This window comes from Streptomyces sp. NPDC102490, from assembly GCF_044765285.1.
Classification (GTDB): Bacteria; Actinomycetota; Actinomycetes; order Streptomycetales; family Streptomycetaceae; genus Streptomyces.
The window spans coordinates 65,987-86,468 of record NZ_JBIWJU010000018.1; the positions used below are offsets into that span (position 1 = coordinate 65,987).

Below are 20,482 nucleotides of genomic sequence, written 5' to 3' on the forward strand. Positions count from 1 at the left end.
CCGGCCACCCGCCAGACCTGACGGCAGTGACCGGCACGCCGACCGGTACGGGCCGCGCCCGACCGGGCGGGGCGTCCGGGAACGCCCCGGCCGGGCCGGCCCGATCGGTCAGGCGTTCCGGTCGTCCTCCTGGACGGCCCTGCGGAGTCTCGCCTCGATCTTGTGCCGGGACTGGCCTCCCTCCTTGACGTACTCCGACATCGCGGTCCGCGCGTCCCGGTCCAGGTCGCGCCAGGCCCGCACGGCGGTCTCGTACGTGTCCGACTGCCGCGGGGTCCACTGATGCTGCGTAGGAGGCCCGTACGAGTCGCGCAGCTCCTCGACCCGGTGTTGTGCCAGGTCCGCCGCACGGCGCTTGTGCACGAGCTCCTCGAATGTGTGTGCCACCACACCTCCGACCGTAGTCAGAGGAACGCCGTCGCGCGCGTCGAGCCCGCACGGCCCGTCCGGCCGATGTCTCCCGGTCCGCTCAAGTTGGCCACGCGGACGGCGAAGAGCCTTAACATCAAGCCACCGAAGACGGCCGGGGCATATGCGGCGCACACGAGAGATGAGGTCGGCGTGGCGGAGATCGAGGGAGCGGCAGTACCGGAGCGGCTGCTGATCACCCGTACCACCACGGGCGGCGGTGTCAGCCTCGTGAGCCTCTCCGGAGAGGTCGACCTCGACGGCAGCAGTCAGCTGCACGAGGTCCTGCTGGCGTCGGTGGAGTCGGCGCCGGGCACCGTGGTGGACTTCGGCGAGGTGGGGTTCCTCGACTCCAGCGGCATCAACGTCCTCATCTCAGCGCACCGGGCCGCCGAGTCCCGCGGCGTCTGGCTCCGGCTCGCCGCACCGCGCGACGCGGTCGAACGCGTACTGCGGCTGGTGGGCGTCGACGCGCTCATTCCCTGCTACCCGAGTGTGGAGCAGGCCCTGACCGACTGACCGGCGGGGTCAGACCAGCGGCAGGCGCGCGTACACCGTCTTCCCGGCCGCGTGCGGCTTGGTGATGACCTCGCCGCACAGCCGCGTCACGATCTCCAGTCCGTGCCGGCCGACCCGCATGGGATCGCGGGGCAGGAACGTCGGGAAGGCGTCCCCGGTGTCCGACACCGCGAACTCCACCCGGTCGTCCACAAGGGTCAGCTCCAGCCGGCAGGGGCCGGGCGCGTGCCGCAGCGCGTTCGTCACCAGCTCGGTCGCGACCAGTCGGGCGGCGTCCAGGAAGGCGTCCGTCAGGTCCAAGCCTCGCTCGGCGAGCCGCGCGACGAAGCCGTGCACGACGTCCCTGGAGGCGGGGATCATCGCCGATCCGCCCCTGAACTCGACGACCGCGGACACGACGGAGGCATCCGCGGTGTCGGGTCCGTGCGCCGGAGTCATACCGAGCCTCACCGTCCGGTCCGGGGCCGAGTAGAGGAAGCGAAGGTCCCCGGTTCTCACGATACGCACCAGGACGCTTCCCACGCTCCCTTTGCCCCAACTTCCGCCGGAGGCGCCGCTTTCCCGACAGGTCCCGGCCGACCGTGGGCGCGGCGTCGCTGCCGTTCTTCGCCACGGTGAACCCGAAGCCGGTCGACGCGCCGGCCGCCAGGGTGCCGTTCCCACTCGGCCGCACCGACGTTACGGAGCCACCCGGACGGGCGCACCGAGACGCTCGGCCCACGGACGGTGCGGTGGAGCGGCCCGGCGCCGGCGTCGACCGGGGCGGCACCGCCCTGCGCCGTGCAGGCGGGGAGCCGTGCCCGGCCCGGGAGCCCGCGGCGCCCGTGCCCGTGGCGTCCGTCCGGCGGGCTCCCGTGTCACGGGGGGTGCCCCTCGCCTCTCCGGGCCCGGCAGTGTAGACATGGGCACATGGTCCGACTGATGGGTCGATCGGGAGAGCGGTCACCCCGTCGTCCCGGCGGCCCGCACGCCCGACACCGGCAGGACGCGGACCGGTCACGGCGGGGAGGGGATGCGGGGCGGCCCGCCTCGGCGCTGCGCTCGGCGCTGTCCGGGCGCAGTGTGGCCGGCCAGGTCTTCGTGATGAACGTGGTCATCGTGCTGCTGCTGGTGGTGGCCGCGGCGCTCGCGCTGGTGCTCCAGGTGCGGCACGACAGCACGGTGGAGGCCCGCAACCGGTCCGTCTCGGTGGCCGAGACGTTCGCCAATTCCCCCGGCATCCTCCAGGCGCTGCGCGGACCCGGCCCCACGGCGGTGCTCCAGCCCCGCGCCGAGGCGGTGCGCAAGGCCACGGACGTGGACTTCGTGGTCGTGACCGACCCCGAGGGCGTGCGCTACACCCATCCCAAGCCGGACCGCATCGGCAAGAAGTTCGTCGGGAACATCGCCCCGGCGCTGGCCGGGAAGACGGTGACCGAGGAGATCGAGGGCACCATCGGCCCGCTGGTCCAGGCCATCGTGCCCGTCGAGGACCCCGACGGCAGGGTGGTGGGACTGGTCTCGGCGGGCATCACGACCGAGAACGTGGGCGGTGTGGCCGACCGTCAGCTGCCGCTCGTGCTGAGCGCGGCGGCCGTCGGACTGGCCCTGGCGACCGGGGGCACGGCCCTGGTGAGCCGCCGGCTGCTGCGGCAGACGCACGGCCTGGGGCCGCACGAGATGACCCGGATGTACGAACACCACGACGCCGTCCTGCACAGCGTCCGCGAGGGCGTGCTCATCGTCGGCGGCGAGGGCAGACTGCTGCTGGCCAACGACGAGGCTCGGCGGCTGCTCGCCCTGCCCCCCGACGCCGAGGGGCGGCACGTCAGCGCGCTCGGGCTGCCCTCCGACCTGGCGGAGCTGCTGGCCTCGGGCCAGGCCGCCACCGACGAGGTACACCTGGTCAAGGACCGGCTGCTGGCCATCAACCAGCGCCCCACGGACGTACGGGGCGGTCCGGCCGGCAGTGTCGCGACGCTGCGGGACTCCACCGAGCTGCGGGCCCTGTCCGGCCGGGCGGAGACCGCCCGGGAACGCCTGGACATCCTCTACGCGGCCGGCGTGGGCATCGGGACCAGCCTGGACGTCACCCGCACCGCCGAGGAACTGGGCGAGCTGGCCGTGCCCCGGTTCGCGGACTACGTCACCGTCGACCTCTTCGACACCGTGCTGGCCGGCGGCCAGCCGGGCGGCGTGACGCCGCTGCGCCGCACCGCGCTCAGCGGCATCACCGAGGACGTCCCGCTCTATCCGGTGGGACGGCAGATCCGCTACGTGGACTCCTCCCCGCAGGGCCGCACCCTGCGGACCGGCCGGGCCGTCCTGGAGCCCCGCCTCGGCGAGGCCCCGGGCTGGCAGGCGCAGGACCACGAGCGCTCCGCGCAGGTGGTGGAGTACGGCATCCACTCGCTGATCACCGTCCCGCTGCGCGCGGGGACCCTGGTGCTCGGGGTGGTGAGTTTCTGGCGTTCGGTCAGGCCCGAGCCGTTCGACGAGGACGAGCTGGCGCTCGGCGAGGAACTGGTCGCGCGGGCCGCGGTCTCCATCGACAACGCCCGCCGCTACACCCGCGAGCACAGCATGGCGGTGACCCTCCAGCGCAGTCTGCTGCCCCGCAGGCTGCCGGAGCAGAACGCGCTGGACGTCGCCTACCGCTACCTGCCCGCGCAGGCGGGGGTCGGCGGGGACTGGTTCGACGTGCTGCCGCTGTCCGGGGCGCGGGTCGCGCTCGTGGTCGGCGACGTCGTCGGGCACGGGCTGCACGCCGCCGCCACCATGGGCCGGCTGCGGACGGCGGTGCACAACTTCACCGCCCTGGACCTGCCGCCCGACGAACTGCTCGGGCTGCTGGACGAGCTGGTCGGACGGATCGACCAGGACGAGGCGGCCGACGACAACGCCGCCCCGGTGACCGGTGCGACCTGCCTCTACGCGATCTACGACCCGGTCGCGGGTTCCTGTGTCATCGCCCGGGCGGGTCATCCGCCGCCGGCCCTGATCCGGCCGGACGGCACCGTGGAGTTCCCGGAGGTGCCCCCGGGGCCCCCGCTGGGCCTGGGCGGCCTCCCCTTCGAGACGACGGAGCTGCGGCTGGCGGAGGGCAGCCGGCTGGTGCTGTACACCGACGGGCTGGTCGAGGACCGGGTGCACGACATCGACGTCGGTCTGGACCAGCTGCGCCGGGCGCTGGAGAGGGCCGGCGAGACGCCCGAGGAGACCTGCCGGACCGTCCTGGACGCCCGGCTCCCGGACCGGCCGGGCGACGACATCGCCCTGCTGGTCGCCCGGACCCGGGTGCTGGGCCCGGACCAAGTGGCCGAGTGGGACGTCCCGAACGATCCGGCGGCGGTCGCCGAGATCCGGTCCCAGGTCACCCGGCGGCTGGACGCGTGGGGGCTCGACGAGCTGGCGTTCACCACGGAGCTGATCCTGAGCGAGCTGGTCACCAACGCGATCCGGTACGGCGGCGAGACCGTCCACGTCCGGATGGTGCGCGACCGCAGCCTGATCTGCGAGGTGTTCGACAGCAGCAGCACCTCCCCGCACCTGCGCTACGCGGCCATGACGGACGAGGGCGGACGCGGGCTCTTCCTGGTCGCCCAGCTCGCGGAGCGCTGGGGCACGCGCTACACACCGGCCGGCAAGGTCATCTGGGCGGAGCAGCCGGTGCCCTGACGGACGCGGGGACGGGCCACGGCCGCCCCCGGTCCGTACCGATGTCGCGCCGGACGGGTACCCCGCATGCCGATTGTCTGGTAGGAAACTTTCCTATCAGTGTCCGGCACTCCCCTCCTCCACTCCTCCACTCCTCCACTCCCCCACACCTGGAGATCCCGTGAGGCATCCCGTCCCCGGCCCGGCGCGCCCCGCAGGCCCCTCGCGCCGTACCGTGCTCGCCATGGCATGCGCGTCCCTGGCAACCGTCCCCCTGCTCACCCCCTCGCGCGCCGCGGCGGCGTCCGCGCGCGCGACGGGACTCGACGACCCGGCGAAGAAGGAGATCGCCATGCAACTGGTGTCGAGCGCGGAGAACTCCTCGCTCGACTGGAAGGCGCAGTACCGGTACATCGAGGACATCGGTGACGGCCGCGGCTACACCGCGGGCATCATCGGCTTCTGCTCCGGCACCGGCGACATGCTCGACCTGGTGGAGCTGTACGCCGAGCGCCGTCCCGGGAACGTGCTCGCGCCCTACCTGCCGGCGCTGCGGCGGGTGGACGGCTCCGACTCGCACGAGGGCCTCGACCCCGGCTTCCCGGACGACTGGCGCCGGGCCGCCGACGAGGACCCGGAGTTCCGCCGGGCCCAGGACGACGAACGCGACCGCGTGTACTTCGACCCGGCCGTGCGGCGGGGCACGGAGGACGGGCTGCGGACGCTGGGGCAGTTCGCCTACTACGACGCGCTCGTGATGCACGGCGACGGCGGCGGCCTCGGCTTCGGCAGCATCCGGGAGCGCGCGCTCGGCCGGGCCCGGCCGCCCGCCCAGGGCGGCGACGAGGTCGCCTACCTGCACGCCTTCCTCGACGAGCGGGTGTGGGCGATGAGGCAGGAGGAGGCGCACAGCGACACCAGCCGGGTCGACACGGCCCAGCGCGTCTTCCTGAACGAGGGCAACCTCGACCTGGAGCCGCCGCTGGACTGGCACGTGTACGGGGACGCCTACCACATCGGCTGACCCGCGGCCCGGCCTGCGGCCCCCATCGGGGCGTCCGGGCAGGCCACGGGCCGCGGAACCGGCCGTATGCCGGGTTCCGCGGCCCGTGTGCCGCCGGTTCCGTGTTCCGCGTCAGTGCCGGAACACGTCCTTGCCCTTCTCCTTGGCCTGCCGGGCGTCGCCCTTGGACTGCTCGGCGCGGCCCTCGGCCGTCATCCTCTCGTTGCCGACGGCCCGGCCGGCCGCTTCCTTGGCCTTCCCCTTGGCCTGCTCCATCTTGGACTTGGACTTCTCCTTGCCGGCCACTGTGTTCACCTCTCGGCGTTCGTGTGCGATGTCCTGTCCGGCGGGTCGCCCGGTTCGGCGGGTCCAAACGTGCGAACGCCCGGCAGGGGTGTCCGGCGCGGCCCTGGGTACGAGCACCGGCAGGAGAGCAGGACAGAACGTCACGTCGTCGACTCGGAGGAACGTCATGGCCGGAGTACTGGACCGGATCAAGCGGTTCGCGCGCAGCCCGCAGGGGCGCCGGGCGACCGAGCAGGTGCGTCGGGCCGCCTCGGACCCGCGCCGCCGTGCGCAGGCCCAGGAGATGCTGCGCAGGTTCGGCAAGCGCCGCTGACCGCCCCGCCCGCGGAGGTGCCGGCGGGGCGCTCAGTGCTGACCGGCGTGGGTGTGGCTGTGGGACGCCTCCGGCGGGCAGCCACGATCGCCGCCGGCGCGGTCCCGGTGCCAGTCGCGGACCGCGACGGCCAGCGCGCACAGCAGGGCGGCGACGCCGGTGCCCACCGACAGGGCCACGGCCTCGCGGTAGTCGCCGTGGGTGGCGTTCAGGGTCAGGTAGAAGAGTCCCGGCAGCGCGGCGGTGCCCACGGCGCCGCCCAGCCGCTGGCCGGTCTGCAAGGCGCCCCCGGCGGCGCCCGCCATCCGCACCGGCACGTCGCGCAGCGTCATGGTGATGTTCGGGGAGATCACACAGCCGCTGCCGAGCCCGCCGAGCAGCAGGGCCGGGGCGGCGAGCCAGGCGGCGAGGCCGGAGGGCGCGAGCCGGAGCAGCAGCGCGGTCGTGCCCAGCCCCACCATCACGGCGACCAGTCCCCAGACGGTCAGCAGCCGCCCCAGGCGTTCCACCAGCCGGCCCGCCACGGCGGCGGCGACGGCCGAGCCCACGGCGAACGGGGTCACCGCCAGCCCGGACAGGAGCGGTGAGTAGCCCAGGCCGTTCTGGAAGAAGAGCGCGAAGACGAGCCACACCCCGCTGAATCCCACGAAGTACAGGGCTCCCAGGCCGGCGCCGGTGGCGTAGCCGCGGGTCTCGGTGAGCAGCCCCGGCTCCAGGAGCGGCTGCCCGCCCCGCCGGGCGACCCGGCGCTCCCATCGGGCGAAGGCGACCAGGACCAGCGCGCCCGCGGGGAACAGCCACCACGCCTTGGTCAGTCCCCCGCTCTCGGCGAGGACCAGCGGCAGCATCAGCGCCAGGATGCCCGCGCCGAGCAGCGCCACGCCCACGGGGTCGAGGTGCCCCCGGCCGCCGGGCGCCACCCGGGGCAGCCGGCGGAAGCCGAGGAGCAGCGCGAGCAGGCCGACCGGCACGTTCACGTAGAAGATCCACCGCCAGCCCTCGGCGCCCGCCAGCGCCAGGATCAGACCGCCGACGACGGGTCCCACGGCGCTGGAGACCCCCACGGTGGCACCGAACAGGCCGAACGCCCGCCCGCGTTCCGCGCCCCGGAACAACTGCTGGATCAGTGCCGAGTTCTGCGGCGCGAGGCTGCCCGCGGCGACTCCCTGGGCGAGCCGGGCGGCCACCAGCAGTTCGATGCCGGGCGCGGCCCCCGCCGCGGCGCTGCACAGCACGAAGGCGGCCAGGGCCGCGAGGAAGACGCGGCGCCTGCCGAACGCGTCGCCGATGCGGCCCGCGGTCACCAGGGTCAGGGCGAACGCGAGCGCGTAGCCGGAGACGACCCACTGCACGGCCGCCGGCGAGGTGTGCAGCCCCTGTTGCATGGAGGGCAGGGCCACGGCGACGATCGTCACGTCCAGCAGGGTCATGAACCCGGCGACCAGGGTCACCCACAGGGCCCGCCAGCGGTTGGGGTCCAGGCTGTCGTCGTCCGGACGCGGCACACGGGCTCCTCTCCTGAGGGCGGTACGGGAGGGACGCACGACTCCGCCCCCACGCCTGCGTCACCCGTGACCAGGGCTTCAAACCCGCGCCCGGCCGGGAACGCGCACCCGCCCCCAAACCCGAGCCATGACATCCCATAAGAGGTTCTTATGACCTCATAGACCGGACCCGCGTACCGACTTAGGCTTGCCTTAGCTTAGGCTTCCCGCAGAGTCGATCTGTCACCGCTCGAAGGGAACCTGAACATGCCCCGCCCTCTGCGGGTAGCCATCGTCGGATCCGGCCCGGCCGGGATCTACGCCGCTGACGCCCTGCTCAAGTCCGACGTGGCCGCCGACCCCGGTGTTTCCATCGACATCTTCGAGCGCATGCCCGCCCCGTTCGGACTCATCCGCTACGGCGTCGCGCCCGACCACCCGCGGATCAAGGGCATCATCACGGCCCTGCACCAGGTGCTCGACAAGCCGCAGATCCGCCTCTTCGGCAACGTGAACTACCCCACCGACATCAGCCTGGACGATCTGCGCGCCTTCTACGACGGTGTGATCTTCGCCACCGGCGCCACGGCGGACCGGGACCTGTCCCTCCCCGGCATCGACCTCGACGGTTCGTACGGCGCGGCCGACTTCGTCGCCTGGTACGACGGCCACCCCGACTTCCCGCGCACCTGGCCGCTGGAGGCGGAGAAGGTCGCCGTCCTCGGCGTCGGCAACGTGGCCCTGGACATCGCCCGTGTGCTCGCCAAGACCGCGGACGAGCTGCTGCCCACCGAGATCCCGCCGAACGTGTACGAGGGCCTGAAGGCCAACAAGGCGCTGGAGGTCCACGTCTTCGGCCGCCGCGGCCCGGCGCAGGCGAAGTTCAGCCCGATGGAGCTGCGGGAGCTGGACCACTCCCCCAACATCGAGGTCATCGTCGACCCCGAGGACATCGACTACGACGAGGGCTCGATCGCGACCCGGCGCGGCAACAAGCAGGCCGACATGGTCGCCAAGACCCTGGAGAACTGGGCGATCCGCGACGTCGGCGACCGGCCGCACAAGCTCTTCCTGCACTTCTTCGAGTCGCCCGCGGAGATCCTCGGCGAGGACGGCAAGGTGGTCGGCCTGCGGACCGAGCGCACCGAGCTGGACGGCACGGGCAACGTCAAGGGCACCGGCGAGTTCAAGGACTGGGACGTCCAGGCGGTCTACCGGGCCGTCGGCTACCTCTCCGACCAGCTGCCCAAGCTGCCCTGGGACCTCGACACGGGCACGGTCCCGGACGTGGGCGGCCGGGTCGTCCAGGAGTCCGGCGAGCACCTGCCGTCGACGTACGTCACCGGCTGGATCCGGCGCGGCCCGATCGGTCTGATCGGGCACACCAAGGGCGACGCCAACGAGACGGTGGCCAACCTGCTGGACGACTACGCGAACGGCCGTCTCCAGACGCCCGCCTCGCCCGCTCCCGAGGCCGTGGACGCCTTCCTCGCCGAGCGCCAGGTCCGTTTCACCACCTGGGACGGCTGGTACAAGCTCGACGCCGCCGAGAAGGCGCAGGGCGAACCGCAGGGACGCGCGCGCGTGAAGTACGTCGAGCGCGAGGACATGCTCCGCGAGAGCGGCGCCTGACCCGGCCCGTCCGGCGCCGGTGGCCCCATCACGGGGTGCCGGCGCCGGACGCGTCCGCGGCGGGCGAGGGAGTGGCCCGGCTCAGACCTCCAGGTCGGTCTCGATGCGGCGCAGCTGGTGGCGGGCCATGGCCAGGTTGGCGCGGCTCGCGTCCAGCACCAGGTAGAGGAACAGCCCGTTGCCGCCGCGCCCCTTGAGCAGGCGGATCATGTGGTACTGAGTGTTCAGGGTGATCAGGATGTCCTCGATCTCGTCCTTCAGACCGAGGTGCTCCATCGTGCGCAGTTTGGACCGTACGACGTCGGTGTTGCCGGCGGCGGCGACCTCGAGGTTGAAGTCCTTGCCGCCGCCCAGGGTGCCGAGCGCCATTCCGCTGGTGTAGTCGACCAGCGCGACGGCGGTCGCTCCGTCGATGGAGCCGAGGCATTCCTTGAGCGAGGTCTCCAGGTTGGCCATGGTGTTTTCCTTTCCGGACGTGATCGGTACGCGAGGGGTGGATCAGAGCGGCCGGTGGTGACTGCCGGCCTGGGGGGTGGGCAGGTGTGCGGGCCGCTGCGGGGTGCGCACCGGCAGGGTGCCGATGGGACGGGCCGACGGGGTGGGCGGCGTCGCACCGTGCTCGGCGGCCGGCGCCCGGACGCGTTGCGCCCCGGCCCCGGCGGCGACCAGTTCCCCGATCCGCGCGCCGCTGCGCCGCCCCTCCAGGTGCAGCCGGCCCACGTTGACCCGGCCGTCGGCGAGCAGGGTGAGCACGGCGGCCGGACCAGCGGCGTAGGTGGCGACGTAGCCGTCGGTCCCGCGCAGCAGCAGTTCGCGGAAACCGCCGCGCGCGGTGGCTTCGGCCATGCGGTGGGCGACGCCGAGGGCGGCCGCGGTGAGCGCGGCGAGGCCCTCGGGTTCGGTGCCCGGCGCGTCGTGGGCCAGGACGAGGCCGTCCACGGTGGCCGCGAGCGACCCGGTCAGCTGCGGCACGCGGTTGCGCAGTCGGTGCAGTTCGTCCAGGACGTCGCTCTCGACGGCCATGAGCAGTCTCCTTTCGTCGCGCCGGCGGCGGGCGCGGATCACAGGGCCTCCAAGGCGTCTCGAAGCCGTCGCAGCAGGGCCGTGTCGGGGTCGTCCCACACGACCGCCCGCGGCTGCGGGCCGGGGGGAAGGGGCGGGGCGGCGGGCGGCGCGGCACGGACGAGGCCGTCGGCCGCCAGGCGCCGCAGCTCGACCAGGGTGTGGTAGGTGCGGCAGGCGAGCGCCGAGGCGATCTCCGCGGCGGTGCGTACGCCGTCGACCTGGGTCAGGGTGCGGCCGCGCCGCACGGGCAGCCCGGCGGTGTCCGCGCCCGGCGTCCGGGCCAGGGGCAGGGCGTCGATGGCGGGGTCGGGCCAGATCCGGTCCAGCAGGTCGCGCCGGCGCTCGCACTCGCGGACGACGACGTCCACCGGGACGGAGCGGACCGCGCCGAGCCAGTGCACCGCGCCGGGCCGGAAGCGCCGGGCGCGCGTGTCGTGGGCCAGGACGAAGTACGCGGCGTCGAACAGCGCGCCCAGGTGGCAGACCTCCAGCGCGCCCGCGGTGAGTCGGCCGCTGGCCACGAGCCGGTGGCCGACCCGGTGCTGGGCGCCGCCCCGGTCGACCGCCTCCCACCAGCCGTCCGGCGGGACCGCGCCGCTGCGGGTGAGCAGCGCGCCGAGGTCGGGCGTGAAGGCCGACTCCACGTGCACGACGCGGCCCGCCGAGAGGTAGACGATGCCCCGCTCGCCCGACAGGGCACCGGTCGCCCCCTCGGCCGCGAGGGCACCAAGCGCCTCCGACGTCGTCCGGCGCGTGGTCCAGGCGGTCGTCACCCGGGTCATCCGAGCACCAGCCGGTCCGCCAGCTCGGCCAGCCGGATGCGGGCCAGGGCGAGGTTCCCGTCGTTGCGGTCCAGCCACAGGTGGAGGAAGACGGTGCTGTCGAACGGGGTGCTGACGAACCTGAGCAGGTGGTAGGCGTCGCCGGTGGTGGCGATCAGGTCCTCCACCGGGGGTTCCTTGCCGGACTCCGCGCTGCCGCCCGCCGCCAGGGAGCCGCTCTCCGCGACGTGCCGGCCCAGCTCCGCGGTCTCCGCGGCGGTCGCCTCCCAGTCGCCGCCCGGCGCCTCGCCGACGGCGCCGAGAGCGAGCCCGCTGATCCAGTCGACCAGGGACGCGCCGCGCGCGCCGGGCAGCCGCATGGCTTCCAGCAGACTCTCGTCGATTCCGGGCACGCCGGATCCCCTCCCCCTGCACGGCTGTACCTCGAACGTGACGACGACACTACGGAAAGTGCACGCATCCGGTGAGCGCTTTGGCATTTTCCAGAGGAACGTGCGCGCGCTCGGGCATACTGCCGAGTTCGGCCGTCCCAGGGACCTCCCGTGCGGAAGCGTGCGCACGCCGAGACGGGCAACCCGGGGGTCATGGCCCGACTCCACCTCCCGCGCGGCGGGAAGCACCCGAAGGACGCACCGGCGCACCAACCGGACGACGGACCGGACGACGAGAAGACGGCCGAGGACTACGGTCCCGACGCCGCCACCGAGGACGCCGCCCCCGACTCCCCCACCGAACTGCCCGGACGTTCGTGGTCCGCGCTGTCGCGGCGCGTGATCCACGAGTTCCAGGACGACGAGCTGACCGACCGGGCCGCCGCCCTCACCTACTACGGCATCCTGTCGCTGTTCCCGGCCCTGCTGGTGCTGGTCTCACTGCTCGGCATCGCCGGGGAGTCCGCCACCCGGGAGGTGCTGGACAACGTGCAGAAGCTCGCGCCGGGTTCCGCGCGGGACGTGATCACGGACGCCGTGGAGCAACTCCAGGCCAAGGCGGGCCTGGGCTCCGTGCTGGCCGTGGTCGGCCTGGTGGGCGCGGTCTGGTCGGCGTCCGGCTACGTGGCCGCGTTCATCCGCGCCGCCAACGCGGTCTACGACGTGCCCGAGGGGCGCCCGGTGTGGAAGGTGCTGCCGCTGCGGGTGGCGCTGACCGTGGTGCTGCTCGTGCTCGCGGTGGTCAGCGCGCTCATCGTGGTGTTCACCGGGAGCCTGGCCCGGCAGGCGGGCACGGCGCTCGGCGTCGGCGACACCGCGCTGACCGTCTGGTCGATCGCCAAGTGGCCGGTGCTGGTCCTGCTGGTCACCGTCATGATCGCGATCCTGTACTGGGCCGCGCCGAACGCCCGGGTGAAGGGGTTCAAGTGGATCTCTCCGGGCAGTCTGGTCGCGCTGCTGATCTGGCTGCTCGCCTCCGCCGGGTTCGCCTTCTACGTGGCCAACTTCGGCTCGTACAACAAGACGTACGGCACGCTCGCCGGCGTCATCATCTTCCTCGTGTGGCTCTGGGTGACGAACCTGGCCGTTCTGCTCGGTCTGGAGTTCGACGCGGAGCTGGCCCGGCAGCGGGTCATCGACGGCGGTTTCCCGCCCGACGAGGAACCGTACGTCGAACCGCGCGACACCCGGGCCTGGAACGAGGCGGACCGGCGCCGCGCGGCCGAGGACGACTGAGGACGGCCGAGGACTGCTGAGGACGCGGACGCTACGGCAGGATCGCGTCGACGTATCCGCCGTCGACCCGGACGGCCGCACCGGTGGTGGCCGAGGCGAGCGGGGAGCTGAGGTACACCACCAGGTTGGCGATCTCCTCCGGCTCGATCAGTCGCTGGAGGAGGGACTGCGGGCGGTGTTCGCGCATGAAGACGCGCTGTGCCTCGTCCCAGGGCAGGTCGCGGTCGACCAGCTGGTACACGAAGTCCTCGACGCCCTCGGTGTGGGTGGGCCCGGCGATGACGCAGTTCACCGTGACGCCGCTGCCCGCGGCCTCCTTGGCGAAGCCGCGGCCGACTCCGAGCAGGGCCGTCTTGGACACCCCGTAGTGGATCATCTCGGCCGGGATCACGACGGCCGAGTCACTCGCGATGTACAGCACCCGGCCCCAGCCACGGTCCCTCATCCGGGGGAGATGGGCGCGCGTCAGCCTGACGCCCGCGAGGACGTTGATCTCGAAGTAGCGGCGCCACTCGGCGTCGCTGATCTCCAGCGCGGGCGCGGCGCCGAAGACGCCGAGGTTGTTCACGAGGATGTCCACGTCGGGCAGCGCCTCCAGGGCCCGCTCGGCGCCCTCCTCGGTACCGAGGTCGGCCGCGACCGGCACAAACGCGCCGTCCGGCACCTCGGCCCGCAGCTTCTCGACGCTCTCCGCCAGCCGGCCGGCGTCGCGCCCGTTCACGCCCACGGTGGCACCGGCCCGTGCCAGCCCGGCGGCGATCGCCGCCCCGATGCCCTGCGAGGAGCCCGTCACCAGTGCGGTGCGTCCGCCGAGGTCGAGGTTCATCAGGTCGCTCCCTTTCGTGCCGTACGGTCGGTCGGGTTGCTCCTGCCCACCCTCGCCCAGGACGCACCCGCGCCGCGGCCGGCCGCACCGTGCGCCGCGCCGCGGCACGCCCGGTCGGCGGACCCCCCGGTGCTCTTGACCGACCTGCGGCGACGATACTTGCCTACGTCCGTGCCCCTGCTGCCCGATGGACCCATGCCGACCTCTCCCACCGCCCGCCCCACGCATCCGCCCACGCTGTGGGCCGCTCGCGGCCGCCATGTCGGCTCCGCGGCCGAGGACACCGTCCGGCACCGGCTGCGGCGGCTCAAGGACGACGACGTCATCGACGACTTCCTGGAGCCGCCCGAGGAGCCGGCGGCCGAGCCCCCGGCCGCCGGGACGCCCGGCCCACAGATCTTCGAGGCGCGCTGGAAGGCCCCCGGGGAGGTCACCGTGCGGGCCAGGATCATCCTGGAGCCCGGTTCGGCGGGCGGCCAGGAGTGGACGCTGCTCGCGGAGGCCGAGGAGGCCTGGGACCTCGCCTGGCCCTCCCCCGCCACCGTGTTCTGGCCCGACGACCCGGACGTCACCTGGGACCGGGACGCCGCCACGGGGCTGCGGCTGCGGGGCCTCAACACCCTGCCCGACGACGACAAGGCCGTGCGCCGGCTGCTCAAGGAGGCCGGGCGCAGCCCGTGGAACATCCACGTCGTCGTGCACGAGGCGATGACCCCGGACCACCGCGGCCGGGTGCCGCTGGCGCGGCGGCTGCCGCCCGGTCTGCGGCACCGGGTGGTCGAGCACCGCGCCGCGCCGCAGCAGTTGCGGGTGGTGAACTGGGCCCTGGAGGACTTCGGGGTCCAGGTGCCGCGCGGCGGCGCCGTGGTGCTGCCCGGTACACCGGCCCCGGCCGACTACACCGCCGACGACTTCTCCGTGCGCACCGTCTTCCTGGACGGCTCCGAGCCCACCGGGCTGATCGCGGCGGTGACTTCCTTCGCGGCGCTGCCCAGGCCGCTGCCCGACGACGCGGTGGCGGCCCTGGCCTCGCTGCGGGAGGACTGGCGGCTGCTGACGCTGGAGGAGGAGCTGGAGCGCGAGCGCAGGCTGGTGAAGATGTACGCCGAGGCGCTGGAGGCCATGACGCAGTCCCGTGACCTGTACCGGGAGGCGGCGGAACGCGCGGCCGAGGCCCTCGCCGTGTACCGGGAGTCCGCCCCGGCGGCACCGGCCGCACCCGCACCCGCCCACGCGCCGTCGGCGTCTCCCCTGCGGGGGCTGACCCGCACCCTGGAGCGGTTCAGGGGCGCCGCCCGGGCCCCCCGCCCGGACGCCGCCGCCCGCGACACCCGCGACACCCGCGACACCACGGAGCCTTCCGGGCCCCCGGCGACCGGCGACTGACGCCTCCCGGTCGCCCGGGGACCGAGAACCGGATGTGCGGGACGCCGTGCGGTGAGGGCACCCTCACGTGTCATCCGGCGCGAGGTGGATACGCGGACGGCACAGGAGCCCGGCCCGTCCCGGAAGGTCATCGACGCCATGGACAGCCCGCACGCCAGCGCACCCGCTTCCCGCCCACCGGCAGCCTCCCGTTCGCAGACCACGCTCCGCGTCAACGGCAAGCCGCGCACCCTCACCGTCGATCACCGCCGCGTCCTGCTGGACCTCCTGCGGGAGGACCTCGGACTCGCGGGCGCCAAGAAGGGCTGCGACCACGGTCAGTGCGGCGCCTGCACGGTCCTGGTCGACGGGCGGCGGGTCAACAGCTGCCTGCTGTTCGCGGTCGCCCTGGACGGCTGCGAGATCACCACCGTCGAGGGCCTCGCCGGGGACGGCGAGGAACTGCACCCGGTGCAGCGCGCCTTCCTGGACCGCGACGCCTTCCAGTGCGGCTACTGCACCCCGGGCCAGATCTGCTCGGCGGTCGGCGCGCTCGCCGAGGCCGCCGCCGGGCACCCCTCCCACGTCACCGACCCGGCGACGCCCTCCGGACAGCCCGTGGCGCTGGGCCGGGACGAGATCCGGGAGCGGCTGAGCGGCAACCTGTGCCGGTGCGGCGCGTATCCGCGGATCGCCGACGCGGTCGAGGACGTGATCCCGTGAAGCCCTTCGCCTACGTACGCGCGGGCAGCGTCGAGGAGGCCACCGAGGCCTTCGCGGCCCACCCCGGCGCCCGCTACCTCGGCGGCGGCACCAACCTCGTCGACCTGATGAAGCTCGGCGTGGAGACGCCCGCCGCGCTCGTCGACGTCACCCGGCTGCCGCTGGACACCGTGGAGGAACTGCCGGACGGCGCTCTGCGGGCCGGGGCGATGGTCCGCAACAGCGACCTCGCGGCCCACCCGGCGGTACGCGACCGCTACCCCGCGCTGTCCCAGGCGCTGCTGGCCGGAGCCTCCGGGCAGTTGCGCAACGCCGCCACCACCGGCGGCAACCTGTTGCAGCGCACCCGCTGCCCCTACTTCCAGGACGTGTCCAAGCCCTGCAACAAGCGGGAGCCCGGCAGCGGCTGTGGCGCGCTGGAGGGCGTGCACCGCGATCACGCGGTGCTCGGCCACTCCGACCAGTGCATCGCCACCCACCCCTCGGACATGGCGGTGGCGCTGGCCGCGCTCGACGCGCGCGTGGAGCTGCACGGTCCCGAGGGCGCCCGCAGCGTGCCCGCCGCCGACTTCCACCGGCTCCCCGGGCTGCATCCGGAGCGGGACACGGAGATCCACCCGGGCGAGCTGATCACCGGTGTGGTCCTGCCCGCGGCCACGGCCGGGCTGCCGTCGGCGTACCGCAAGGCCCGCGACCGGGCGTCGTACGCCTTCGCGCTGGCCTCCGTCGCCGTCGTGCTGCATGTCGCGGACGGAGTGGTGGAGCGGGCCGGGATCGCCTTCGGGGCGCTGGCGCACCGGCCCTGGCGGGCCCGGCGGGCCGAGGACGCGCTGCGGGGCGCGGCGCCCACGACGGCGGCGTTCGAACACGCCGTCGACCTGGAACTGGCCGCGGCCGAACCCCTGCGGGACAACGCCTACAAGGTGCCGCTGGCGCGCCGGCTGGCCCTGGACGTCCTGGGCCGGCTCGCCCCGCCCGCCACGACCTGACGACCGAGGTGTCCACGAGGAGGACTCCATGACCGCCACCGAAGCCGTCCTGGGCGCTCCCGTCGAGCGCCGGGAGGGGCGGGAGAAGGTCACCGGCACCGCCCGGTACGCCGCCGAGCACCCGACGCCGGGCCGCGCCCAGGGCTGGCCCGTGCCGGCGACGGTCGTACGGGGCCGGGTGACCGGCGTCGACACCGCCCCCGCGCTCGCGCTGCCCGGCGTGCTCGCGGTGCTCACGCACGAGAACGCGCCCCGGCTGGGCACCCCGGACGACCCGACGCTGGCCGTGCTCCAGGACCCGCACGTCCCGCACCGGGGCTGGTTCGTGGGCGTGGTGGTGGCCGAGACGCTGGAGGCGGCCCGGGCCGGAGCCGCCGCCGTCCGGATCACCTACGAGACCGAGCCCCACGACGTGACGCTCACCTCCCCGCACTCCGGGGCGTACATCCCCGAGACGGCCAACGGGGGCTTTCCGGCCGTCACCGAACAGGGCGACCCGGACGGCGCCCTCGCCTCCTCGGCGACCCGGGTGGACGTCGAGTACCGGGTGCCGCCGCTGCACAACCACCCGATGGAGCCGCACGCCAGTACGGCGCACTGGGACGGCGACCGGCTGGCCGTGCAGTGCTCCAGCCAGGGCACCACGGCGGTGCGCAAGGAACTGGCGCGCCTGTTCGCCCTGCCCGAGGACCGGATCACGGTGCGCGCCGAGCACGTGGGCGGCGGGTTCGGCTCGAAGGGCACGCCGCGTCCCGAGGTGGTGCTGGCCGCGATGGCGGCGCGCGAGACCGGGCGGCCGGTGACCGTCGCGCTGCCCCGCCGCTACCTGCCCGCCGTCGTCGGGCACCGCGCGCCGACCCTGCACCGGATGCGCCTGGGCGCGGACGACGACGGCCGGCTCACGTCGCTCGTGCACGAGGTGACGACGCACACCTCGCGGGTGAAGGAGTTCGTGGAACAGGCGGCGGTCCCCGCGCGGGTCATGTACGCCGCTCCCGCCCTGCGCACGGTCCACCGGGTGGCCGCGCTCGACGTCCCCACGCCCTCCTGGATGCGCGCGCCCGGCGAGTGCCCCGGCATGTACGCCCTCGAATCGGCGATGGACGAACTGGCCGCCGAACTCGGCGTCGACCCGGTGGAGCTGAGGGTCCGCAACGAACCGGAGCGCGAGCCGGAGAGCGGAAAGCCGTTCAGCAGCAGGCATCTGGTGGAGTGTCTGCGCGAGGGCGCCCGGCGCTTCGGCTGGGAGGGCCGCGATCCCCGTCCGCGGTCCCGCGAGGCCGGTCCCCTGCTGATCGGCAGTGGGGTGGCCGCGGCCACCTACCCGGTGCTGGTCTCCCCGTGCGTCGCCTCGGCGCGCGCCCTGCCCGACGGCGGTTTCCTGGTGCGGGTGAACGCCACCGACATCGGCACGGGTGCCCGGACGGTGCTCGCGCAGATCGCGGCCGACGTCCTCGGCGCCCCCTTGGACCGGGTGCGGGTCGAGATCGCCGACAGCGGCATCGGGTTCGCCCCGATGGCCGGTGGCTCCTCGGGCACCGCGTCCTGGGGGTCGGCCGTGCACCAGGCGTGCGTCCGGCTGGCCGGGCGGCTGGCGGAGCGCTCGGGGCCGCTGCCGGACGAGGGGGTCACGGCCGAGGCCGACACCTCCGGGACGGTGGACGCGGAGAGCCCCTTCGCCCGGCACGCGTTCGGTGCCCATTTCGCCGAGGTGAGCGTGGACACCGTGTCCGGCGAGGTGCGGGTGACCCGGATGCTGGGGGTGTTCGCCGCGGGGCGCATCCTCAACGCGCGTACCGCCCGCTCCCAGTTCATCGGCGGCATGACGATGGGCCTGGGCATGGCGTTGACCGAGGACAGCACGGTGGACCCGGTGTTCGGCGACTTCGTCGAGCGCGATCTGGCGTCGTACCACGTGCCCGCGCACGCCGACGTCGCGGACGTCGAGGCGTACTGGGTCGACGAGCAGGACGACCACCTGAACCCGATGGGCAGCAAGGGGATCGGCGAGATCGGGATCGTGGGCTCGGCGGCGACCGTGGGCAACGCCGTCCACCACGCCACCGGCATCCGCTTCCGGGAGCTGCCGCTCACTCCGGACCGGGTGCTCACCGCCCTGCTGGAACACGAGCATCCCGAGGGCATGCTGGGGGCCTGACGGCACACGCGTGGTCCGCGCCGGTTCACCTTCCGGCGCGGACCACGCGCTGTCGGGCAGCGGGGGGTGCCGGTCAGTCGGCGGCGGTGCGGCTGGCCACGGCCACCGCGCGGGCCGGGCCGCGCCGCGCGGCGGCCGGGGCGGCCACCCGCACGCACAGTGCCGTGAGCGCGACCAGCGAGGCGACCACGGCCACCGCGACCGCGATCCAGACCGGGGCCAGCGTCAGGTCCGTGACCGTGGACACCCGCGCCGAGGGGGTGGCGCTGCCGTAGAGCTTGGCCGCGGCCAGCGCCGCCGGTCCCACGACCGCGGCGGCGAGCAGCGGTACGGCGGGCCGCACGGTCAGCAGCAGGGCCAGCACCAGGCAGAGCGCCGACAGGCCGAGTGCCACCCCGTAGGCCGGTGCCGAGGCGTCGCCGCGGTGCAGCGGGAAGAAGGCCACGCCGCATCCGGCGAGGACCGCGACGGTGAGCCAGGCCGGCCAGGCGGGACCGCGGGCGGCCCGCCGTGCCGCGCGGTCGCGGTCGCGCGCCGCACGGGCCTGGTCGCGGTCGCGCGGATCACGGGGCTCCTCCCGACGCGACGCACGGCCTTCCGTACGGTCGCGTGCCGCACGGGGCTGTTCGCGGTCGCGTGCCGCGCGGGACTCGTCGCGGTCGCGTCCCCGGCGGAACGGGCGTGGCGCCCTGCGGCGTTCCCGGCCGCGGCGGTCCGCACCGCCGGGGGTGCCGGGGAGCCCCGCCGACCGGGCGTCCGGCTCGCCTCCGCCGTGCTCGTCGGCCGCGTCCCGGGCCGCCCGCAACCGCCGGGCGTCGGGCCGCTCCGGGCGCACGTGTCCGTCCTCGGCGAGCCGGCCGATCAGTTCGACCAGTTCCTCGACCGGGCGGCCGGTGGCGGCGGCGCGCACGGCCTCCTGCCCGCAGTGCGGTTCCAGGGGGGTGCGGTGCAGCAGCGCCATCAGCCGGGTCACGTCCTCCACGGAGCGGCACTCCGCCGCGGCCCGGATCGCCTCGTCCGCGCTGTCGGACTGCCGCGGCGGCCGGGTCAGCAGGCCGACCAGCCGGGTGACGTCCTCGACGGACCGGTTCACGCCGACCGCGCGGAGCGCGTCGATCGTGGCCTGCGCGTACTGCGGTGACTGCTCCAGCGTCGTGATCAGGTCGACGACCTCGTCCAGCGGCCGGTCGGCGACGGCGGCGCGCACCAGGTCGCCGACGGGATCGCCGTACGCGTGCGCCGCACCGTCGGCGGCGTCGGCCTCCGCGTCGAGCGCGGCATGCGCTTCGGCGGCGGGGAGGTCGGGATCGGGCTCGAGTTCGGGGAGGTCGGCGTCGTCGAAGTCGACCTCCCAGAGGTCGCCCTCCTGCTCGGGCGAGGGCCGGCCGGCGGACGTCCGGACCGCGGGTTCCGCGCCCGGCGGTCGCGCCGTGCCGGTGGCCGTGGTCGTCTCCCCGGTGGGCAGGTCCACGGCGGATATGGCGTACTCGGGCGAGCGGGGTGATGAAGAGCCGGTGGTCATGATCTCTCCGTGTGGTGGGGGTGCGGCCGCCCTGCGTCCCCGACATGCGACTCGCGCTGTGTGCTGCCATTACTAGGCACGTCC

The 20,482-nt window shown here is 74.3% G+C and carries 20 protein-coding genes; 10 read left to right on the top strand and 10 right to left on the bottom strand.

Annotated features, from left to right (window positions below):
* Positions 1 to 108: 108 nt before the first annotated feature.
* Complete coding sequence (locus ACIRGB_RS33475) at positions 109 to 387, bottom strand: hypothetical protein (protein ID WP_403872911.1); 279 nt, start codon at positions 385 to 387, stop codon at positions 109 to 111.
* A 174-nt stretch (positions 388 to 561) separates the two neighbouring features.
* Here ACIRGB_RS33475 and ACIRGB_RS33480 point away from each other — a divergent pair, with 174 nt between their 5' ends.
* Positions 562 to 927 carry an STAS domain-containing protein gene (locus ACIRGB_RS33480; protein WP_403872834.1) on the top strand — a complete coding sequence of 122 codons (366 nt, stop codon included), beginning with the start codon at positions 562 to 564 and terminating at the stop codon, positions 925 to 927.
* 9 nt (positions 928 to 936) lie between these two features.
* Here the strand turns inward: ACIRGB_RS33480 and ACIRGB_RS33485 are convergent, their stop codons facing one another.
* Positions 937 to 1,365, bottom strand: a complete 429-nt coding sequence (locus tag ACIRGB_RS33485) for an ATP-binding protein (protein WP_403872836.1) — start codon at positions 1,363 to 1,365, stop codon at positions 937 to 939.
* A 471-nt stretch (positions 1,366 to 1,836) separates the two neighbouring features.
* Here ACIRGB_RS33485 and ACIRGB_RS33490 point away from each other — a divergent pair, with 471 nt between their 5' ends.
* Entirely contained in the window at positions 1,837 to 4,584 is a 2,748-nt protein-coding gene (locus tag ACIRGB_RS33490) for a SpoIIE family protein phosphatase (protein ID WP_403872838.1), read from the top strand.
* A 160-nt stretch (positions 4,585 to 4,744) separates the two neighbouring features.
* Positions 4,745 to 5,587, top strand: coding sequence for a chitosanase CsnA (gene csnA, locus ACIRGB_RS33495; protein WP_403872839.1), 843 nt, complete (start codon positions 4,745 to 4,747; stop codon positions 5,585 to 5,587).
* A gap of 111 nt (positions 5,588 to 5,698) precedes the next feature.
* Here the strand turns inward: csnA and ACIRGB_RS33500 are convergent, their stop codons facing one another.
* Positions 5,699 to 5,872 (bottom strand): CsbD family protein, encoded by a 174-nt coding sequence (locus ACIRGB_RS33500; protein WP_356368089.1) that lies wholly within the window; start codon positions 5,870 to 5,872, stop codon positions 5,699 to 5,701.
* Positions 5,873 to 6,038: 166 nt separating this feature from the next.
* Between ACIRGB_RS33500 and ACIRGB_RS33505 the strand changes: the two genes are divergently transcribed.
* The gene (locus tag ACIRGB_RS33505) at positions 6,039 to 6,185 is read left to right on the top strand and encodes a hypothetical protein (RefSeq protein WP_104633223.1); all 147 of its coding nucleotides are present in this window, start codon (positions 6,039 to 6,041) and stop codon (positions 6,183 to 6,185) included.
* Between the two features lie 32 nt (positions 6,186 to 6,217).
* Here the strand turns inward: ACIRGB_RS33505 and ACIRGB_RS33510 are convergent, their stop codons facing one another.
* On the bottom strand, positions 6,218 to 7,690 hold the full coding sequence (locus ACIRGB_RS33510; RefSeq protein WP_403872841.1) for an MFS transporter: 1,473 nt from the start codon (positions 7,688 to 7,690) through the stop codon (positions 6,218 to 6,220).
* Positions 7,691 to 7,936: 246 nt separating this feature from the next.
* On the opposite strand from ACIRGB_RS33510, the gene ACIRGB_RS33515 reads away from it, so the two are divergent.
* Positions 7,937 to 9,301, top strand: a complete 1,365-nt coding sequence (locus tag ACIRGB_RS33515; protein ID WP_403872843.1) for an FAD-dependent oxidoreductase — start codon at positions 7,937 to 7,939, stop codon at positions 9,299 to 9,301.
* An 81-nt stretch (positions 9,302 to 9,382) separates the two neighbouring features.
* Here ACIRGB_RS33515 and ACIRGB_RS33520 read toward each other — a convergent pair whose 3' ends face one another.
* The 4 genes from ACIRGB_RS33520 to ACIRGB_RS33535 are packed head-to-tail and all read right to left on the bottom strand — an operon-like array spanning position 9,383 to position 11,540.
* Positions 9,383 to 9,757: a hypothetical protein gene (locus ACIRGB_RS33520; RefSeq protein WP_059296730.1), complete on the bottom strand. Its 375-nt coding sequence runs from the start codon at positions 9,755 to 9,757 to the stop codon at positions 9,383 to 9,385.
* A 42-nt stretch (positions 9,758 to 9,799) separates the two neighbouring features.
* Positions 9,800 to 10,324 (bottom strand): roadblock/LC7 domain-containing protein, encoded by a 525-nt coding sequence (locus tag ACIRGB_RS33525; protein ID WP_403872845.1) that lies wholly within the window; start codon positions 10,322 to 10,324, stop codon positions 9,800 to 9,802.
* Between the two features lie 38 nt (positions 10,325 to 10,362).
* Positions 10,363 to 11,148 carry a hypothetical protein gene (locus ACIRGB_RS33530; protein WP_403872847.1) on the bottom strand — a complete coding sequence of 262 codons (786 nt, stop codon included), beginning with the start codon at positions 11,146 to 11,148 and terminating at the stop codon, positions 10,363 to 10,365.
* Positions 11,145 to 11,540, bottom strand: coding sequence for a hypothetical protein (locus ACIRGB_RS33535; RefSeq protein WP_403872849.1), 396 nt, complete (start codon positions 11,538 to 11,540; stop codon positions 11,145 to 11,147). The genes ACIRGB_RS33530 and ACIRGB_RS33535 overlap by 4 nt, the downstream gene beginning before the upstream one ends.
* A 192-nt stretch (positions 11,541 to 11,732) precedes the next feature.
* Between ACIRGB_RS33535 and ACIRGB_RS33540 the strand changes: the two genes are divergently transcribed.
* Positions 11,733 to 12,815, top strand: coding sequence for a YihY/virulence factor BrkB family protein (locus ACIRGB_RS33540; RefSeq protein ID WP_403872913.1), 1,083 nt, complete (start codon positions 11,733 to 11,735; stop codon positions 12,813 to 12,815).
* Positions 12,816 to 12,846: 31 nt separating this feature from the next.
* Here the strand turns inward: ACIRGB_RS33540 and ACIRGB_RS33545 are convergent, their stop codons facing one another.
* Positions 12,847 to 13,641 (bottom strand): SDR family NAD(P)-dependent oxidoreductase, encoded by a 795-nt coding sequence (locus tag ACIRGB_RS33545; RefSeq protein WP_403872851.1) that lies wholly within the window; start codon positions 13,639 to 13,641, stop codon positions 12,847 to 12,849.
* Between the two features lie 195 nt (positions 13,642 to 13,836).
* Between ACIRGB_RS33545 and ACIRGB_RS33550 the strand changes: the two genes are divergently transcribed.
* The 4 genes from ACIRGB_RS33550 to ACIRGB_RS33565 all read left to right on the top strand — a co-directional run bounded on the left by ACIRGB_RS33550 (position 13,837) and on the right by ACIRGB_RS33565 (position 18,876).
* The gene (locus ACIRGB_RS33550) at positions 13,837 to 15,027 is read left to right on the top strand and encodes a hypothetical protein (RefSeq protein WP_403872853.1); all 1,191 of its coding nucleotides are present in this window, start codon (positions 13,837 to 13,839) and stop codon (positions 15,025 to 15,027) included.
* A gap of 138 nt (positions 15,028 to 15,165) precedes the next feature.
* Positions 15,166 to 15,729, top strand: coding sequence for a (2Fe-2S)-binding protein (locus tag ACIRGB_RS33555; RefSeq protein WP_403872855.1), 564 nt, complete (start codon positions 15,166 to 15,168; stop codon positions 15,727 to 15,729).
* Positions 15,726 to 16,718 carry an FAD binding domain-containing protein gene (locus ACIRGB_RS33560; RefSeq protein WP_403872857.1) on the top strand — a complete coding sequence of 331 codons (993 nt, stop codon included), beginning with the start codon at positions 15,726 to 15,728 and terminating at the stop codon, positions 16,716 to 16,718. The genes ACIRGB_RS33555 and ACIRGB_RS33560 overlap by 4 nt, the downstream gene beginning before the upstream one ends.
* A gap of 28 nt (positions 16,719 to 16,746) precedes the next feature.
* Positions 16,747 to 18,876, top strand: coding sequence for a xanthine dehydrogenase family protein molybdopterin-binding subunit (locus tag ACIRGB_RS33565; protein WP_403872859.1), 2,130 nt, complete (start codon positions 16,747 to 16,749; stop codon positions 18,874 to 18,876).
* A 73-nt stretch (positions 18,877 to 18,949) separates the two neighbouring features.
* On the opposite strand, the gene ACIRGB_RS33570 is transcribed toward ACIRGB_RS33565, so the two are convergent.
* On the bottom strand, positions 18,950 to 20,398 hold the full coding sequence (locus ACIRGB_RS33570; protein ID WP_403872861.1) for a hypothetical protein: 1,449 nt from the start codon (positions 20,396 to 20,398) through the stop codon (positions 18,950 to 18,952).
* Positions 20,399 to 20,482: the final 84 nt, after the last annotated feature.

Excerpts from the sequence above, each read along its gene's own strand:
- ACIRGB_RS33570 (WP_403872861.1), bottom strand. The coding sequence starts at position 20,398 with ATGACCACCGGCTCTTCATCACCCCGCTCGCCCGAGTACGCCATATCC.
- ACIRGB_RS33520 (WP_059296730.1), bottom strand. The coding sequence starts at position 9,757 with ATGGCCAACCTGGAGACCTCGCTCAAGGAATGCCTCGGCTCCATCGAC.
- ACIRGB_RS33565 (WP_403872859.1), top strand. The coding sequence starts at position 16,747 with ATGACCGCCACCGAAGCCGTCCTGGGCGCTCCCGTCGAGCGCCGGGAG.
- ACIRGB_RS33485 (WP_403872836.1), bottom strand. The coding sequence starts at position 1,365 with ATGACTCCGGCGCACGGACCCGACACCGCGGATGCCTCCGTCGTGTCC.
- ACIRGB_RS33505 (WP_104633223.1), top strand. The coding sequence starts at position 6,039 with ATGGCCGGAGTACTGGACCGGATCAAGCGGTTCGCGCGCAGCCCGCAG.
- ACIRGB_RS33550 (WP_403872853.1), top strand. The coding sequence starts at position 13,837 with ATGCCGACCTCTCCCACCGCCCGCCCCACGCATCCGCCCACGCTGTGG.
- ACIRGB_RS33490 (WP_403872838.1), top strand. The coding sequence starts at position 1,837 with ATGGTCCGACTGATGGGTCGATCGGGAGAGCGGTCACCCCGTCGTCCC.
- ACIRGB_RS33515 (WP_403872843.1), top strand. The coding sequence starts at position 7,937 with ATGCCCCGCCCTCTGCGGGTAGCCATCGTCGGATCCGGCCCGGCCGGG.
- ACIRGB_RS33530 (WP_403872847.1), bottom strand. The coding sequence starts at position 11,148 with ATGACCCGGGTGACGACCGCCTGGACCACGCGCCGGACGACGTCGGAG.
- ACIRGB_RS33525 (WP_403872845.1), bottom strand. The coding sequence starts at position 10,324 with ATGGCCGTCGAGAGCGACGTCCTGGACGAACTGCACCGACTGCGCAAC.
- ACIRGB_RS33540 (WP_403872913.1), top strand. The coding sequence starts at position 11,733 with ATGGCCCGACTCCACCTCCCGCGCGGCGGGAAGCACCCGAAGGACGCA.
- ACIRGB_RS33555 (WP_403872855.1), top strand. The coding sequence starts at position 15,166 with ATGGACAGCCCGCACGCCAGCGCACCCGCTTCCCGCCCACCGGCAGCC.
- ACIRGB_RS33545 (WP_403872851.1), bottom strand. The coding sequence starts at position 13,641 with ATGAACCTCGACCTCGGCGGACGCACCGCACTGGTGACGGGCTCCTCG.